The sequence below is a fragment of the Streptomyces cacaoi genome, assembly GCF_006539165.1.
In the GTDB taxonomy this organism is placed as follows: Bacteria; Actinomycetota; Actinomycetes; order Streptomycetales; family Streptomycetaceae; genus Streptomyces; species Streptomyces cacaoi.
On sequence record NZ_BJMM01000004.1, the window covers coordinates 150,732 to 166,811 of the forward strand.

At 73.2% G+C, this 16,080-nt stretch carries 14 protein-coding genes; 10 read left to right on the forward strand and 4 right to left on the reverse strand.

Going from position 1 to position 16,080, the window contains the following annotated elements; translation table 11 throughout:
• Nucleotides 1-189 precede the first annotated feature (189 nt).
• From SCA03_RS06010 to SCA03_RS06025, 4 genes are all read right to left on the reverse strand, one after another.
• The gene (locus SCA03_RS06010; RefSeq protein WP_086815100.1) at nucleotides 190-1,296 is read right to left on the reverse strand and encodes a 2-oxoacid:ferredoxin oxidoreductase subunit beta; all 1,107 of its coding nucleotides are present in this window, start codon (nucleotides 1,294-1,296) and stop codon (nucleotides 190-192) included.
• Nucleotides 1,289-3,259 carry a 2-oxoacid:acceptor oxidoreductase subunit alpha gene (locus tag SCA03_RS06015; protein WP_086815099.1) on the reverse strand — a complete coding sequence of 657 codons (1,971 nt, stop codon included), beginning with the start codon at nucleotides 3,257-3,259 and terminating at the stop codon, nucleotides 1,289-1,291. Before SCA03_RS06015 ends, SCA03_RS06010 begins: the two co-directional genes overlap by 8 nt.
• Nucleotides 3,260-3,501: 242 nt before the next feature.
• A complete protein-coding gene (locus tag SCA03_RS06020; RefSeq protein WP_280526392.1) occupies nucleotides 3,502-4,161 on the reverse strand; it encodes a response regulator transcription factor in 660 nt (219 codons plus the stop codon).
• Nucleotides 4,162-4,267: 106 nt separating this feature from the next.
• Nucleotides 4,268-5,401: a sensor histidine kinase gene (locus SCA03_RS06025; RefSeq protein ID WP_086815104.1), complete on the reverse strand. Its 1,134-nt coding sequence runs from the start codon at nucleotides 5,399-5,401 to the stop codon at nucleotides 4,268-4,270.
• Between the two features lie 259 nt (nucleotides 5,402-5,660).
• Between SCA03_RS06025 and SCA03_RS06030 the strand changes: the two genes are divergently transcribed.
• From SCA03_RS06030 to SCA03_RS06075, 10 genes are all read left to right on the forward strand, one after another.
• Nucleotides 5,661-6,032: an NADH-quinone oxidoreductase subunit A gene (locus SCA03_RS06030; RefSeq protein ID WP_030888755.1), complete on the forward strand. Its 372-nt coding sequence runs from the start codon at nucleotides 5,661-5,663 to the stop codon at nucleotides 6,030-6,032.
• Complete coding sequence (locus tag SCA03_RS06035) at nucleotides 6,023-6,745, forward strand: NADH-quinone oxidoreductase subunit B (protein ID WP_086816195.1); 723 nt, start codon at nucleotides 6,023-6,025, stop codon at nucleotides 6,743-6,745. The genes SCA03_RS06030 and SCA03_RS06035 overlap by 10 nt, the downstream gene beginning before the upstream one ends.
• Nucleotides 6,742-8,028, forward strand: a complete 1,287-nt coding sequence (locus tag SCA03_RS06040) for an NADH-quinone oxidoreductase subunit C (RefSeq protein ID WP_086816181.1) — start codon at nucleotides 6,742-6,744, stop codon at nucleotides 8,026-8,028. Before SCA03_RS06035 ends, SCA03_RS06040 begins: the two co-directional genes overlap by 4 nt.
• Nucleotides 8,028-8,984, forward strand: coding sequence for a complex I subunit 1/NuoH family protein (locus SCA03_RS06045; RefSeq protein WP_371863897.1), 957 nt, complete (start codon nucleotides 8,028-8,030; stop codon nucleotides 8,982-8,984). The genes SCA03_RS06040 and SCA03_RS06045 overlap by 1 nt, the downstream gene beginning before the upstream one ends.
• A 195-nt stretch (nucleotides 8,985-9,179) precedes the next feature.
• The gene (locus SCA03_RS06050) at nucleotides 9,180-9,713 is read left to right on the forward strand and encodes a 4Fe-4S binding protein (RefSeq protein ID WP_086816200.1); all 534 of its coding nucleotides are present in this window, start codon (nucleotides 9,180-9,182) and stop codon (nucleotides 9,711-9,713) included.
• Nucleotides 9,710-10,306 carry an NADH-quinone oxidoreductase subunit J family protein gene (locus SCA03_RS06055; RefSeq protein WP_030888769.1) on the forward strand — a complete coding sequence of 199 codons (597 nt, stop codon included), beginning with the start codon at nucleotides 9,710-9,712 and terminating at the stop codon, nucleotides 10,304-10,306. Before SCA03_RS06050 ends, SCA03_RS06055 begins: the two co-directional genes overlap by 4 nt.
• The gene (nuoK, locus tag SCA03_RS06060; RefSeq protein ID WP_086816179.1) at nucleotides 10,306-10,764 is read left to right on the forward strand and encodes an NADH-quinone oxidoreductase subunit NuoK; all 459 of its coding nucleotides are present in this window, start codon (nucleotides 10,306-10,308) and stop codon (nucleotides 10,762-10,764) included. Before SCA03_RS06055 ends, nuoK begins: the two co-directional genes overlap by 1 nt.
• Nucleotides 10,761-12,809, forward strand: coding sequence for an NADH-quinone oxidoreductase subunit 5 family protein (locus SCA03_RS06065; protein ID WP_030888776.1), 2,049 nt, complete (start codon nucleotides 10,761-10,763; stop codon nucleotides 12,807-12,809). The genes nuoK and SCA03_RS06065 overlap by 4 nt, the downstream gene beginning before the upstream one ends.
• Before the next feature lie 2 nt (nucleotides 12,810-12,811).
• Nucleotides 12,812-14,404, forward strand: a complete 1,593-nt coding sequence (locus SCA03_RS06070) for a complex I subunit 4 family protein (RefSeq protein ID WP_086816197.1) — start codon at nucleotides 12,812-12,814, stop codon at nucleotides 14,402-14,404.
• Nucleotides 14,401-15,990: an NADH-quinone oxidoreductase subunit N gene (locus SCA03_RS06075; protein ID WP_030889673.1), complete on the forward strand. Its 1,590-nt coding sequence runs from the start codon at nucleotides 14,401-14,403 to the stop codon at nucleotides 15,988-15,990. Before SCA03_RS06070 ends, SCA03_RS06075 begins: the two co-directional genes overlap by 4 nt.
• The last annotated feature ends 90 nt before the right edge of the window (nucleotides 15,991-16,080 follow it).

Consider the following 16,080-nt stretch of genomic DNA (forward strand, 5'->3'; position numbering starts at 1 on the left):
GGACCCTCGCTCGTCGCCGGGCCCCGCCGGTGCCGGGCCCTCATGCGCAGCGTCCCAGCACGGCCGCGTCGTCGCGCCCGGAGGCGGCCGTACGGCGTACCCCTGGCGCCCCGCGCCCCGGGCGGGCAGCGCCGAGGCCCGGCACCCTCGGTGGGTACCGGGCCTCGGCGGTGGTGCGCGGGCGGCGGCTCAGCCGACGATCGTCCAGGTGTCGTTGCCGTGCATCAGCGCGGACAGATCGCCCTTGCCGTGCTGCTCGACGGCGAGTTCGAGCTGCTCGGCCATCTGCGTCTCGTACACCGGCCGTTGCACGTTCCGCAGGACGCCGATCGGGGTGTGGTGCAGCGTCTGCGGGTCGGCGAGGCGGGAGAGGGCGAAGGCCGTGGCGGGCGAGGTGCTCGTCGCGTCGTGCACGAGGACGCCGTCGGTGCCCTCCTCACGGACGTCGACGATGCGCAGCTCGCCGGTGGACGGATCGCGGACGACGCCGTGGGTGCCGAGCCCGTCGCCGTCCTCCAGCGGGGTGCCGAAGCGGATCGGTTCGCCGTGCTCCAGCCGGATCACCGCCTGCTGGGCCTGCTCCTTGTCCTTGAGGACCTCGAAGGCGCCGTCGTTGAAGATGTTGCAGTTCTGGTAGATCTCCACGAGCGCCGTGCCCGGGTGGTCGGCGGCGGCGCGCAGCACGCTGGTGAGGTGCTTGCGGTCGGAGTCGACGGTGCGGGCGACGAACGACGCCTCGGCGCCCAGCGCGAGCGAGACCGGGTTGAACGGCGCCTCCAGCGAGCCCATCGGCGTCGACTTGGTGATCTTGCCGGACTCGGAGGTGGGGCTGTACTGGCCCTTGGTGAGCCCGTAGATCCGGTTGTTGAACAGCAGGATCTTGAGGTTCACATTGCGCCGCAGCGCGTGGATGAGGTGGTTGCCGCCGATGGACAGCGCGTCCCCGTCACCCGTGACCACCCAGACGCTCAGATCGCGGCGGGCCGCGGCGAGGCCCGTGGCGATGGCCGGGGCGCGGCCGTGGATGGAGTGCACCCCGTAGGTGTTCATGTAGTAGGGGAAGCGCGAGGAGCAGCCGATGCCCGAGACGAAGACGATGTTCTCCTTCGCCAGGCCCAGCTCCGGCATGAAGCCCTGCACGGCGGCGAGCACGGCGTAGTCGCCGCAGCCCGGGCACCAGCGGACCTCCTGGTCGGACTTGAAGTCCTTCATCGACTGCTTGCCGACCGCCTTGGGCACCAGCGAGAGCGCCTGCGGGCCGCCGGCCTCCTGCGTGGGAGCAGCGGGCTCAGCCATGTGCGATGGCCTCCTTGAGTGCGGTCGCGAGCTGCTCGGCCTTGAAGGGCAGTCCGCGTACCTGCGTGTACGACTGCGCGTCGACGAGGTACCGGGCCCGGACGAGCGTGGCCAGCTGGCCGAGGTTCATCTCGGGCACGATGACCTTGTCGTAACGCCGCAGCACCTCCCCGAGATTCCCCGGGAACGGGTTGAGATGGCGCAGATGCGCCTGGGCGATCGCGTCGCCGCCGCGGCGCACGCGCCGCACGGCCGCCGTGATCGGTCCGAACGTCGAACCCCAGCCCAGCACCAGGACCCTGGCGTTCCCGGTCGGGTCGCTCACCTCGACGTCCGGCACCTCGACGCCGTCGACCTTGGCCTGCCGGGTGCGGACCATGAAGTCGTGGTTGGCCGGGTCGTAGGAGATGTTGCCGGTGCCGTCCTGCTTCTCGATGCCGCCGATGCGGTGTTCCAGGCCGGGCGTCCCGGGCACGGCCCAGGGGCGCGCGAGGGTCTGCGGATCGCGCTTGTACGGCCAGAACACCTCGGTGCCGTCGTCCAGTTCGTGGTTGGCCGCGGAGGCGAACCGCACACGCAGATCGGGCAGCGAGTCGACCTCCGGGATGCGCCACGGCTCGGAGCCGTTGGCCAGATAGCCGTCGGACAGCAGGAAGACCGGCGTGCGGTAGGTGAGCGCGATACGGGCGGCGTCCAGCGCGGCGGTGAAGCAGTCGGCCGGGGTGGCCGGCGCGACGATCGGCACCGGGGCCTCGCCGTTGCGCCCGTACATGGCCTGGAGCAGGTCGGCCTGTTCGGTCTTGGTCGGCAGGCCGGTCGAGGGGCCGCCGCGCTGGATGTCCACGATCAGCAGCGGCAGTTCGAGCGAGACGGCCAGCCCGATCGTCTCCGACTTGAGCGCGACGCCGGGCCCGGAGGTGGTGGTCACGGCCAGGGAGCCGCCGAAGGCCGCGCCGAGGGCGGCGCCGATACCGGCGATCTCGTCCTCGGCCTGGAAGGTGCGCACGCCGAAGTTCTTGTGCTTGCTCAGCTCGTGCAGCACATCGGAGGCCGGGGTGATCGGGTACGAGCCGAGGAACAGCGGCAGGTCCGACTGCTGAGACGCGGCGATCAGCCCGTAGGACAGCGCCAGATTGCCGGAGATGTTCCGGTACGTCCCCGGAGGGAAGGCGGCCGAGGCCGGGGCGACCTCGTAGGAGACGGCGAAGTCCTCCGTCGTCTCGCCGAAGTTCCAGCCGGCGCGGAAGGCCGCGATGTTCGCGTCCGCGATCGTCGGCTTCTTGGCGAACTTGGCGCGCAGGAACGCTTCGGTCTGCTCCGTCGGCCGGTGGTACATCCACGACAGCAGGCCCAGCGCGAACATGTTCTTGGAGCGCCCGGCCTCCTTGCGGCCCAGCTCGTACTCCTTGAGTGCCTCGACGGTGAGCGTCGTCAGCGGCACCTGGTGGACGCTGTACCCGTCCAGCGAGCCGTCCTCCAGCGGGCTGGCGTCGTAGCCGACCTTCGCCATCGCACGCTTGGTGAACTCGTCGGTGTTGACGATGATCTCGGCGCCGCGCGGCACATCGGCGATGTTCGCCTTCAGCGCGGCCGGGTTCATGGCCACGAGCACGTCCGGTGCGTCGCCCGGCGTGAGGATGTCGTGGTCGGCGAAGTGCAGCTGGAAGCTGGAGACACCCGGCAGCGTGCCCGCGGGGGCGCGGATCTCGGCCGGGAAGTTCGGCAGGGTCGACAGGTCGTTGCCGAACGACGCCGTCTCGGAGGTGAAGCGGTCGCCGGTGAGCTGCATGCCGTCACCGGAGTCGCCCGCGAACCGGATGATCACCCGGTCCAGGCGCCGCACCTCCTTGTCCTGCACGCCGTCCTGGGCGCTCCCTTCGACGCCCCCCTCGTCCTGTCCGCTGCCCGGGCCCCCTCCGGGGCCGGACTGCTGCCCGACTGGGCTACTGACCTGACTGGTCACGGTGGATCGGACCTCCCTCAAGGCGGCGGCTCGCCAGCCATCGTACGTCGCTAAGGGTTACCTTCCCCCGGCTGTTCCCATGCTGGACAGCGATCTGAGACGCCGTGAAGACCGCACCCGGTCGCCGGCTCCCGGCGTACGACCCGGCCCCACCGGCGCACGACCCGGCGTACGGGCCTCAGCTTCCGTGCTCTGCCTGGCCGTTCGTCCGGTCGGGTGGCGGGCCGGCGGCCGGCGGGAGATCAGGAACCGAGGTAGGTGAGCACCGCCAGCACCCGGCGGTGATCCGCGTCACTCTGCGACAGGCCGAGCTTCAGAAAGATGTTGCTCACATGCTTCTCGACCGCACCGTGGCTGACCACCAGCTGCTGGGCGATCGCCGCGTTCGTCCGGCCCTCGGCCATCAGCCCCAGCACCTCGCGCTCGCGCGGGGTCAGCCCCGCCAGCACGTCCTGCTTGCGGCTGCGCCCCAGCAGCTGTGCCACGACCTCCGGATCGAGGGCCGTGCCGCCCGCCGCCACCCGGGCGACCGCGTCGACGAACTCGCGCACCTCCGCCACCCGGTCCTTCAGCAGATAGCCGACGCCCCTGCTGGCCCCGGCCAGCAGCTCCGTGGCGTACTGCTCCTCCACGTACTGCGAGAGGACCAGCACCCCCAGGCCCTCGTGGCGCTGCCGCAGCTGTACGGCGGCGCGCACCCCCTCGTCGGTGTGCGTCGGCGGCATCCGGACGTCCGCGACGACGACGTCCGGCAGCTGTCCCTCGTCCGCCAGCTCGCCGACGGTCTTCACCAGCGCCTCGCCGTCCCCGACACCGGCCACCACCTCGTGCCCGCTGTCGGTCAGCAGCCGCGTCAGGCCCTCGCGCAGCAGGACCGAGTCCTCCGCGATCACGATCCGCACACCGCGCTCCACGCTGCCCCCTGCCGGTCGTCTCCCCTGCGAAAGTGCCCCCAGCATCCCAGATTCCGGGACAACCCACCCGGGGCCCGGTGCGCCGCGTGCGGGGTCACCCGGGGTTCTTCCAGGGGAGTTCGGCGGTGACCTCGGTGGGGCCGCCGGCGGGGGAGCTGATGAGCAGCAGGCCGTCGATGGCGTTCAGGCGCTGGGTGAGACCGGTGAGCCCGGTGCCGCCCGCGGTGGTGGCGCCGCCGCGGCCGTCGTCGCTGATGTGCAGAAGCAGGCGGTCGCGGGTGGCCCAGGTGTCGATGTGGGCCCGGGTGGCGCGGCTGTGCTTGGAGATGTTCTGGAGGAGTTCGGAGGCGGTGTAGTAGGCGATGGCCTCGATGGCGGGCGGGGGACGGTGCGGGAGGTCGATGGTGGTGGTGACGGGCACGGTGCAGCGGGCGGTGAGGGCGGAGAGCGCGGGGCCGAGCCCCCGGTCGGTGAGGATGGCGGGGTGGATCCCGCGGGCCAGGTCGCGGAGTTCCTGGAGGGCCTGTTTGGCCTCCTGGTGGGCGTGGTCGACCATGCGGGCCGCGGTGTGCGGGTCGTCGGGGAGCTTCTCCTTCGCGAGGCCCAGCTCCATGGCGAGGGAGACGAGCCGGGCCTGCGCGCCGTCGTGCAGGTTGCGTTCGATGCGGCGCAGATCGGCGGCAGCGGCGTCGACCACCACCCCGCGGTCCGACTCCAGCTGTGCGACGCGCCGCTCCAGCACGTCCGACGGCCCCAGCAGTGCCAGCACCAGCAGCCGGTCCACCTGCGTCAGCCCCCGCGCCGCCCACGGCAGTACGGGGAAGCACAGCAGTGCACAGAAAACCGAGCAGAAGCTCAGCCAGCCCCAGGGCAGCCGGATGAACGCGTAGAGCGCGTGCCGCCAGGCCACCGGGTCGCGCAGCTGTGCCCACACCCAGCCCACGAAGCCGGGGTGCTCGGCGCGCAGCGGGCTCGGCTCGCGCAGCTCCAGCCGCAGCAGCAGCCGGGCGCGGGCCCGCTCCACGCGGGCGATCCCCCGGCAGCCGAGCAGCAGCAGTGCCAGGACGGGCAGACCGAAGACCAGGACGGAGGTCAGCCCGCCGACGAGGACGCAGACGGCGATGTAGCAGAACGCGAGCGTGTCCACGAACGGGTTCAGCAGCAGATGCAGGACCTCCCGCGCGGTCCCGGCCGGGCGCGGGGAGGAGGGGGAGCGGCTCGCGGTCATGCGGTTCAGCGTGCCGGGCCCGCCGGGGCGGCCGCCATGGGGGTGCGCGGGGGTCCCGGGGTGGGGAGAACCCCACCACCGGCCTCGCCGGGCGTGCTCCGGGCCGTGGACAGCGGAGCGTGACGGGGCGGTCCAAAGCGTGCACCACAGGGCCTAGACTCCCGTGCGTACAGATCGTCGAACGTTCCGCGACGTCCCGGCCGCCGGGCGCGGGACGGTGCGGGGCGGGAGCGGAACGAGACCGAAGGACGGGGAGGACGTGCCGGACTACTTCCACGGCTACTCGGTCGTCGGGCTGGTCGCGGTCGTCGGTGTGCTCTTCGTCGCCGTGGCCTTCGCGGCGGGCCGGCTGCTGCGCCCGGTCGTGCCGACGCAGGAGAAGATGCTCACCTATGAGTGCGGTGTCGACCCGGTCGGCGAGGGCTGGGCCCACACGCAGATCCGCTACTACGTCTACGCCTTCCTGTACGTCGTCTTCGCCGTCGACTCCGTTTTCCTCTTCCCTTGGGCGACGGTTTTCGCCGCTCCCGGGTTCGGCGGGATCACGCTCGCGGAGATGTTCGTCTTCCTCGGCTTCCTCGCCGTCGGACTGCTGTACGCGTACAAGAAGGGCGTCCTGGAGTGGACGTGACACGAAACACGACGGACCTTCCGGCACCCGTGCGCCTCGGGCCGCTGGCCCGGCTGGCTCCGGAACCGATGAAGGTGGTGCTCAACTGGGGCCGCCGCTACAGCCTCTGGGTCTTCAACTTCGGGCTGGCCTGCTGCGCCATCGAGTTCATCGCCGCGTCGATGTCCCGGCACGACTTCATCCGGCTCGGCGTCATCCCGTTCGCGCCGGGGCCCCGGCAGGCGGACCTCATGGTCGTCTCGGGCACGGTCACCGACAAGATGGCCCCCGCCGTCAAACGGCTGTACGAGCAGATGCCCGAGCCGAAGTATGTGATCTCGTTCGGTGCCTGCTCCAACTGCGGTGGCCCGTACTGGGATTCGTACTCCGTGACCAAGGGCGTCGACCAGATCATCCCCGTCGACGTCTACGTCCCCGGCTGCCCGCCGCGTCCCGAGGCGCTGCTGCAAGGCATCCTCAAGCTCCAGGAGAAGATCGCCGAGGAGTCCACGGCGGACCGCTACACCGCGCGGCCCGGTGCCCCCGCGGCCCCCTCGGCCGCCGCGCTGACCAGCGGCCTCGTCGCACCGCCCACCGCCTCCCCGACGCCCTCGGACGGCCCGTCCGGCGGGGCGCCGGCCGGTGAAGCCCGGGACGCCCGGGACGCCGACAAGGCAGCCGGTACGGGCGGTGCGGACGGCGACGGCGCCGGCGGCGAGGAGGCCGGACGGTGACCGGGCCGGACGAGACGACGGAGCCCACGGGGACGACGGGATGGCTGCCGCGCCCCACCGAGGACCTGTTCGGGGAGGGCGCCACGGCCGAGGAGGCGTACGACCTGCTCACCGTCGACGTCCCCGCCGACGGCTGGCTGGACGCCCTGACCGTCGCCCGTGACGACCTGGGCTGCACGTTCTTCGACTGGCTCAGCGCCGTCGACGAGCCGGGCACCGGCTTCCGCGTCTGCGCCCATGTGGTGGCGCTGCCCGGGCCGCCGCCGGGCCGGCCGTCCGACACGGAGAGCGGCGGCGGGCTGCGCCGTCTCCTGCTGCGTACGACCGTGCCGCACGAGGAGCCGACGCTGCCGACGGCGACCGGCGTCCACGCGGGCGCGGCCTGGCACGAGCGCGAGACCCACGAGATGTTCGGCATCGTCTTCGCCGGGCACCCCGATCTCGCGCCTCTGCTGCTGCCGGACTCCTTCGAGGGACATCCGCTGCGCAAGGACTTCGTGCTGGCGGCCCGGGTCGTCAAGGCGTGGCCCGGGGCCAAGGAACCCGGCGAGTCCGGGCACGGCGGACCCAAGCGCCGCCAGATGCTGCCGCCCGGCGTGCCCGACCCGAACGAGTGGGGCCCGCTCAAGGGACAGCTGCCGCCCGCGCCCACCCGTGAACGCCCGCGCCGGGCCCGTGGCGCCGACGGCCCGAGGCGCACCCGCACCGCGTCCGGTGGCTCCGCCTCCCAGGCCGGCGACTCCGCGGCGCAGACCCCGCGGGGGCCGGAGGGGCCCGAGGCCCCGCAGTCTCCGGACGCCGGGGGAGCCGCCCCGCAGGCCGGTGGGGAGACGCCCCGTACCCCGCGCCGGATGCGCTCCGCCGGCGGCGGCTCGGCCTCGCAGCGCGCCGCGGGAGGCGGGGCGTCCGCCCGGCCGCGCCGGATGCGCTCGGCGAGCGGCGGCTCCGCGTCCCAGCGCGGCCCGGCACCGGCGGACGAGCCGTCCGGACCGGCGGGCGAACCGTCCGCCGCCGCGGGCGGACCGTCCGGGACCGGCACCGGCTCCGCGAAGGAGCCGCCCCGCTCGACGGACGCGCCCTGGCACCACGCCCGCCCGGCGCACGGGGACGACGCCCCTGCCGGGGAAGCCCCCGACAAGGAAGCCCCCGACAGGGAAGCTGACAAGGAAGCTCCTGCCAAGGAGTCCTCCGCCGGGGAAGCCCCTGCCGGGGAGAACCGGGCCGAGCCGGCGCCCGGGCCGGGGGCCTCGCAGGACGACGACGGGCGGGGAGGCGACGACTGATGGACGCGCTGGACGTGACCGTCCGCATCGTCGCGGTGCTGCTCGCCTTCCTCGTGCTGCCCCTGCTCGTCGGGCAGACGGAGCACAAGGTCATGGCGCACATGCAGGGCCGGGTGGGCCCGATGTACGCGGGCGGCTTCCACGGCTGGGCACAACTCGTCGCCGACGGGGTCAAGTTCGCACAGAAGGAGGACATCGTCCCGGCGGGCGCGGACCGCCGCGTCTTCCAACTCGCCCCGGCCCTCGCGCTGTTGCCGTATCTGCTGGTGCTGGTGGCGATCCCCGTCGCGCCGGGCGGCGGCGTCGCACAGGCGCTGGACGCCGGGATCTTCTTCGTGCTGGCGGTGATGGGCGTCGGGATCCTCGGCTCGCTCATGGGCGGCTGGGCCTCGGCGAACAAGTTCTCCCTGCTCGGCGGCCTGCGTACCGCGGCCCAGCTGATGGCGTACGAGCTGCCGATGCTGCTGGCGGCGGCGTCCGTGGCGATGGCGGCCGGCACCCTGTCGCTGCCGGGGATCCTCGGCGTCTGGGAGTGGTGGTGGCTGCCCTGGCAGCTGATCGGCGGCGTCGTGTTCTTCACGGCGGGCCTGGCCGAGCTGCAACGCCCGCCGTTCGACGCACCCGTCGCGGACTCGGAGATCATCTTCGGTGCGTACACCGAGTACACCGGGCTGCGCTTCGCGCTCTTCCTGCTCGCCGAGTACGCGGGCATCGTCGTGCTCTCCGCGCTCACAGCTGTGCTGTTCCTCGGCGGCTGGCACGGCCCGTTCGCGGACGGCCTGGGCTGGCTGTGGACGCTGCTGAAGACGGGCGTCCTCGCGTTCGGCGTCATCTGGCTGCGGGTGAGCTATCCGCGGCTGCGCGAGGACCAGATCCAGCGGCTGTCGTGGACGGTGCTCGTTCCGCTCGCGCTCGTCCAGATCGCCCTCACCGGTGTCGTCAAGGTGGTGATGTAGGTGTCGCGGCCCGGCCGGCACGAGGCACAGGGGAGCGGGGAGCCGGAGGACGGCGGCAGCAGCCGCGGAAGTCAGCACCGGCACGACCGGCACGACCGGCACAGCAGTGACGTCGAGCGTGGGAACGACGGGAGCAAGGAGCGGAAGGTGTTCGGCACCGGCCTGGCCAAGGGGCTCGCGGTCACGCTGCGCACGATGACCCGGCGCGCGGTCACCGAGCACTACCCGGAGGCGCAGCCCGAACTGCCGCCCCGCACCCGCGGGGTGATCGGTCTGTTCGAGGAGAACTGCACGGTGTGCATGCTGTGCGCCCGCGAGTGCCCCGACTGGTGCATCTACATCGACTCGCACAAGGAGACGGTGCCGCCCGCTGCGCCCGGCGGGCGCGAGCGCAGCCGCAATGTGCTGGACCGCTTCGCCATCGACTTCGCCCTGTGCATGTACTGCGGCATCTGTATCGAGGTCTGCCCGTTCGACGCACTGTTCTGGTCGCCCGAGTTCGAGTACGCGGAGACGGACATCCACGAACTGACGCACGAGCGCGACAAGCTGCGCGCCTGGATGTGGACGGTGCCCGAGCCGCCGGCGCTCGACGAGGCGGCCGAGGACGCCAAGGAGCTGGCCACGGCCCGCAGGACGGCCGACAAGCTCGCCGCCCAGGAGCGGGCCGAGGCGTCCGGCGGGCGGGGCGCACAGGGCGGCGACGGCCCCGGGGAGGGCGCCTCGTGACGCTCGCCGCCGGGCACCCCGGCTTTCTGTCCCCGACCGGCGTGGAGGTCGTCTTCCTCCTCGTCGGTCTCGTCACCCTGGGCGCTGCGATCGTCACCGTCACCACCCGGCAGCTGGTGCACGCGGCGCTGTGGCTGGTGGCCGCGCTCGGCGGGGTCGCCGTCGAATATCTGCTGCTGACGGCGGAGTTCATCGCCTGGGTGCAGGTGCTGATCTATGTGGGCTCCGTCGTCGTGCTGCTGCTGTTCGGGCTGATGCTGACCAGGGCGCCCATCGGGCGGTCGCCGGACGCCGACGCCACCCGCCGCTGGCCGGCGCTCGTCGTGGCGCTCGCCGCGGCCGGCACGCTCGTCACGGTCGTCGTCGACGCCTTCCGGTCCACCTGGGTGGAGGTCGACGGCGCGGTGGCCGGGGCCTCGAAGGTCACCGGCGTCGCCCTGTTCCGGCACTGGGTGCTGCCCTTCGAGGCGCTGTCGGTGCTGCTGCTGGCGGCGCTCGTCGGCGCCATCGTGCTGTCCCGGCGCAGCGGGGACGGCGCGGGCCGGACCGGAGGCCGCCGCGCGGACGAGCGGGGCGGAAAGGGGCGCAGCTGATGCATCTCGCCTATCCGGCCGTTCTCGCGGTACTGCTGTTCTGCGTCGGCCTGTACGGCGTGCTGGCCCGGCGGAACGCCGTACTGGTGCTGATGTCGGTCGAGTTGATGCTCAACGCCGTCAATCTGAACCTCGTCGCGTTCGACGTGTGGCTGCGCGACTCCCTGCACGCCGGGCAGGCGCTCACGCTGTTCACCGTCGCGCTCGCTGCCGCCGAGATCGGCATCGGGCTGGCCATCGTCCTCCAGGTGTACCGCAACCGCGGCACCTCGGACATCGACCGGCTCCGCGACCTGCGTGAGGACGCCGACCCGCCGCCGTCGCCCGCACATCTGCCGTTGCGGACGGACGCGCAGGAGACCGAGCAGGAACTCGCACAGCAGAGCCGGGAAAACGGCCGGGAGCAGAAACTCGCGCAGCAGGGGCGGGAAACGTCCGCAGGGGGGCAGACCGAGTGAGCACCATCGTCCTCGCCGCGCTCGTCCCCGCCCTGCCGGCGCTCGGCGCCGTCTTCGGGCTGCTGCTGGGCCGCACCGCGCCCGGCTTCGTGCGTCCCCTCGCGGTGCTGCCCACGCTCGCCGCGACCGTGCTGGCGGTGCTCGTCGCCGTCCGGCAGGGCGGCGGCCCGGCCCTGCGCGCAGCCACCGAGCTGGCGCCGACGGGCAACGACGCGCTCGCCGTCCATCTCGCCCTGAACCTCGACGGGTTCGCCGTCCTCGTCGCGGTGCTGGTCGGCGTCGTGGCGTCGTGCGTGCAGCTGTACTCGACGGGCTATCTGCGCGAGGACCCGCGCTATCCGTCGTATGCCGCGCTGGTCTCGCTGTTCACCGCGGCCATGCTGCTCGTCGTCTACAGCGACGACCTGATCGTGCTGCTCGTCGGCTGGGAAGTCATGGGCATCTGCTCGTACTTCCTCGTCGGGCACTACTGGGAGACACCGGCGGCGCGGTCGGCCTCGCTGAAGGCGTTCCTGGTCACCAAGCTCGGCGACGTGCCGTTCTTGATCGGCATCCTCGCGCTGGCGTCCGAAACGGGCTCCTTCCGCATCAGCACCGTCCTGGCCCGGCTCACCTCGCCGCTGTCGGGGACGGACCTCGCCCATCCGACGCTGATCGCCCTGCTGCTGCTCGCCGGGGTCGCCGGCAAGTCGGCGCTGTTCCCGCTGCACTCCTGGCTGCCCGACGCCATGGCGGGCCCGACGCCGGTCTCGGCGCTGATCCACGCCGCGACGATGGTCGCGTCCGGTGTGTACGTCGTCGGCCGTCTGCTGCCGGTGTTCACCGCCTCCGCCGCCGCGCTGGTCGTGCTGGCCGTCGTCGCCGGCGTCACGATGACCGGCGCCGCGCTGGCCGCGCTCGCCCAGGACGACGTCAAACGCGTGCTCGCCTACTCGACGATCAGCCAGCTCGCGTACATGGCGGGTGCACTGGCCGTCGGCGACCGCGGCGCCTCCGTCTTCCATCTGCTGACGCACGGCGCGTTCAAGGCACTGCTGTTCCTGTCCGCCGGTGTCCTCATCCACGCCGCCGGCACCAACTCGCTGACGGTGATGTCCCGCACCGGCGGCCTCGCCAGGCGGGTGCCGGACGCCTTCTGGACGATGAGCATCGCCCTGCTGGCGCTGGCCGCGATCCCGCCGTTCTCCGGCTTCTTCTCCAAGGAGGCCGTCCTGGCGGCCGCCGAGCACGCCGCGTTCGGAGAGGAGGCCGGGATCCCGGCCGCGGCCGGCTGGCTGGTGCTCGTCGCCGGCCTGGTCACGGCGCTGCTCACCGCCTCCTACGCAGTACGGCTGTGGCTGCTGGCCTACCGTCCCCCGGTCGCCCCGCCGCAGGGCGCCCCCGGCCCGGTGCGCGCGCGTGCGGAGGCGGACACGAAGGCCGCCGAGGGCGTTCCCGAACACGTGCCGCAGCAGGCGCCCGAGACGGCGCTCGCCGCCCCCGAACCCGTCCACGAAAAGGACGGACAGCTGCGCGAGCCCGCCGTGATGACGACCGTGCTGTGGGTGCTCGCCGTGCCCTCCCTCGTGCTGGGCCTCGGTTTCCTCCCGCTGCCCGACTGGTTCGACGGCCGCTCCCTCGCCCCCACCGTCACCACCTCCGTGCTCGCCACCGGCGTCTCCCTCGTCGGCGGCCTCGTCACCTACGCGACCTGGCGGCACTCCGCCACGCTGGCCGCCGCCCGCCCGCACGGCGACCCGGACCCCGGCCTGCTGCTGCTCGGGCCGCTGCACCGGCACGCAGCCGCCGGCTTCCACCTCGACGCGCTGTACACGGCCGCGGTCGTCCGCCCGGTGCGCGGCGCCGCACAGCTGGTGCGCTTCTTCGACCGCGCCGTCGTCGACACCTATGTGCACGGGGCCGGCCACGGAGCCCGCCTGCTGGGCGCCGCCGTGCGCCGCGCGCAGACCGGCAACGTGCAGACGTACCTCGGCGCGCTGCTCACGGGCACCCTCGTGCTCGCCGTCGTCGCCGTGCTCGCCGCGACCGGAAACGGAGGGGCGTGACCGTGATCCCGCTCGACGAGAGCGTGCTGCGCTGGCTGCTCGCCGCCGTCGTCGTCCTGCCGCTGCTCGGCGCCCTCGGCGCGCTGCTCCCCGCACCGCCCGGACTGCGCGGCCGCGGCCCCGAACAGGCCGTGCTCCGGCACGGCGTGACGGTGACCGGGGCCGTGCTCGCCGCCGCTGTCGTCCTCGCCCTCGGCTTCGACCACGACCGGCCCGGCCGCATGCAGGCGCAGACCGACCTCAGCTGGGTCCCCGCACTGGGCGTACGGCTGCATCTGGGCGTGGACGGCATTTCGCTGCCTCTGCTGGTGCTGACCGCGCTGCTGACGTTCCTGTGCGCCCTGTACGGCTACTTCCGCATGCCGCAGGGGCCCGCGCCCAAGGCGTTCGTCGCGCTGCTGCTGCTCCTGGAAAGCGGCAGCCTGGCGGCCTTCGCGGTCCTGGACCTGGTGCTGTTCTTCCTGGCGTTCGAGATGGTCCTCGTCCCGATGTACTTCCTCATCGCCCGCTGGGGCGGTGCCGGACGGCAGCACGCCGCCTGGAAGTTCGTGCTGTACACGCTGCTCGGCTCCGTCGTCATGCTGCTCGGCCTGCTCGTCCTCGGGCTGAACGCCGGCACCTTCGACATGGTGCGCCTCGCCGAGCAGCACGGCTCCGGCCTGGGCCACGGCGTCCAGGTGCTCGCCGCCCTCGCCATCGGGCTCGGCCTCGCCGTGAAGGCGCCCATGTGGCCGCTGCACAGCTGGCTGCCCGACGCGCACACCGCCGCGCCCACCACGGGTTCGGTGCTGCTCGCCGGCGTCCTGCTGAAGATGGGCACCTACGGCTTCGTCCGCATCCTGCTGCCGGCCGTGCCCGAGGGCGCGCACACCTTCGCGCCCTATCTGGCCGCCTTCGGCGTCGTCGGGATCATCTACGGTTCGCTGGCCTGCCTGGCGCTCGCCCGGCGCGGCGCCGGCGGCGACCTCAAGCGGCTCGTCGCCTACTCCTCCGTCGGCCACATGGGCTTCGTCCTGCTGGGCATCGCCACCCTCACCAGGACCGGCGTCAACGGCGCCCTGTTCGCGAACATCGCGCACGGCCTCGTCACCGGTCTGCTGTTCTTCCTCGCCGGCGCCCTGAAGGACCGCACCGGAACCCTCGACCTCGACGCGCTCGCCGGGCGCACCGGTGCCGCGCTGTACGGCAGGGCTCCCCGGCTCGGCGGGCTGCTCGCCTTCGGCGCCGTCGCCTCCCTCGGCCTGCCCGGGCTCGCCGGGTTCTGGGGCGAACTGCTCGCCCTGCTCGGCTCCTACGACCCGGCGCCCGGCCTCAGCAGGCCCGCGTTCCTCGTCTTCCTCGCCCTCGGCGCCCTGGGCACCCTCCTGACGGCGGCCTATCTGCTCGTCGTCGTCCGGCGGGTGTGCGCGGGCGATCCCGCGGCGGAGCCCGGGCCCGGGGTGTTCGCCGGCACCGTTCCCGACGTCCGGGGCCACGAGTTCGCCGCCTGGACGCCCCTGGTCGTCCTCACCGTCCTGGCCGGACTGTGGCCCGCGCTGCTGCTCGGGCTGACCGAACCGGCCGTGCAGCACCTCCTGCCGGGAGTCAGCCGATGACCGCGCCGACAGCCGCCCTCGCGACCGGCCTCGCCGGTCCCGGACAGCACCTCGCCCGGGGCGCCGGGAACCCCGGGGCCCCGGGGAGCGCGGAAAGCCTGGTGCAGAGCGTCGACTGGGCGGCGATCGCCCCGCCCACGATCGCCGCCGTCGCCGCGCTCGTCGTCCTCGTCGCCGATCTGTTCCTCGGCGAGCGCCGCAAGCCGCTCCTCGGCGCCCTCGCGGCGGCCGCCCTCGCGCTGGCCGGGCTCGCGCTGCTGCCGCTCGTCGGCGAGGACCGCGCGACCTTCTGCCTCACCTCCGGGTCCGGCGCGTGCAGCTACGTCGCCGACCCGTTCACACTCGTCGTCCAGCTGCTCGTGCTCGGCGGCGCCTTCGTCACCGCGCTGCTCTCGCTCCCCGCCGTCCGCCAGGAGCGGCTGCCCGCCGGGGAATTCTGGTTCCTGCTGCTGTCGTCGGCCGCCGGTGCCGCACTGCTGCCGGCCGCCCGGGATCTGGCCACCCTGGTGATCGCCCTGGAGGTCGCCTCCCTGCCGGCGTTCGCGCTCGTCGGCCTGCGGCGCGGGGAGCGGCTCTCCTCCGAGGCCGCGCTCAAGTTCTTCCTGTCCTCGGTCACCGCGACCGCCGTCATGCTGCTGGGCGTCGGCTTCGTCTACGCGGCGACCGGCAGCCTGCATCTGCGCGACATCGCCGAGGGCCTGCCCGCCGTCGACGGCCGGCTGGGCACGCTCGCCGCCACGGGCGTCGTGCTCACCCTGGTCGGCTTCGCCTTCAAGACGGCCGCCGCGCCCTTCCACTTCTGGGTGCCGGAAACCTATGTGGGCGCCCCCGTGCCCGTCGCCGCCTATCTGTCGGTCGTCGGCAAGGCCGCCGGCTTCTCCGGCCTGATCCTCGTCACCGTCCGCGCCTTCCCGTCCTACGCGCACGTCTGGGGCCCGGTGCTGGCGGTGCTCGCCGCGCTCACCATGAGCGTCGGCAACCTCGCGGCCCTGCGCCAGCGGCCGGACCGCCCGCACAGCGCGGTACGGCTGCTCGCCTGGTCCTCCGTCGGCCAGGCCGGATACCTGCTCGTCCCGCCGGCCGCCGCCGGCTGGGCCGACCGGCCCGGAGATCCCGTCGGCGCGACGCTCGCCTACGCGCTGATGTACGCCGTGGTCAACCTCGGCGCGTTCGCCGTCGTCTGCGCGCTGCGGCCCGCCGGCGGCGACGCCCGCATCGAGGCACACCGCGGACTGGCGGCGGGCCGCCCCGTGGTGGCCCTGGCCCTCGCCTTCTTCCTGCTGTGCCTGGCCGGGCTGCCGCCGGGCGTCATCGGGCTGTTCGCCAAGGTCACCGTCTTCGGCGCGGCCGTCGACGCGGGGCTGGGCTGGCTCGCCGTCGTCATGGCCGTCAACGTCGTGATCGCCCTCGTGTACTACCTGCGCTGGACAGCTGTCCTCTTCCGCCCCGGGCAGCCCTCGGACGGGGCCCGCGTGCCGTTCCCCGCGCCTTTGACGGCGGTGATCGCGCTCACCGGCGTGCTCGCCCTCGCCGTCTCCGGAGCACCGCAGCTCATCCTCCGCTTTGCCGGGATGACGCTCTTCTGAGCCGGGCGCCCGCCGGAGCCGAACCTTCCACAGCTGTGGACGCGTCCCCGCCGACGGGACGGCCGCGACCGGCCGTACCCGGCATCTCTT

Excerpts from the sequence above, each read along its gene's own strand:
- SCA03_RS06075 (WP_030889673.1), top strand. The coding sequence starts at position 14,401 with ATGACCGCGCCGACAGCCGCCCTCGCGACCGGCCTCGCCGGTCCCGGA.
- SCA03_RS06050 (WP_086816200.1), top strand. The coding sequence starts at position 9,180 with ATGACCCGGCGCGCGGTCACCGAGCACTACCCGGAGGCGCAGCCCGAA.
- SCA03_RS06010 (WP_086815100.1), bottom strand. The coding sequence starts at position 1,296 with ATGGCTGAGCCCGCTGCTCCCACGCAGGAGGCCGGCGGCCCGCAGGCG.
- SCA03_RS06045 (WP_371863897.1), top strand. The coding sequence starts at position 8,028 with ATGGACGCGCTGGACGTGACCGTCCGCATCGTCGCGGTGCTGCTCGCC.
- nuoK (WP_086816179.1), top strand. The coding sequence starts at position 10,306 with ATGCATCTCGCCTATCCGGCCGTTCTCGCGGTACTGCTGTTCTGCGTC.
- SCA03_RS06025 (WP_086815104.1), bottom strand. The coding sequence starts at position 5,401 with ATGACCGCGAGCCGCTCCCCCTCCTCCCCGCGCCCGGCCGGGACCGCG.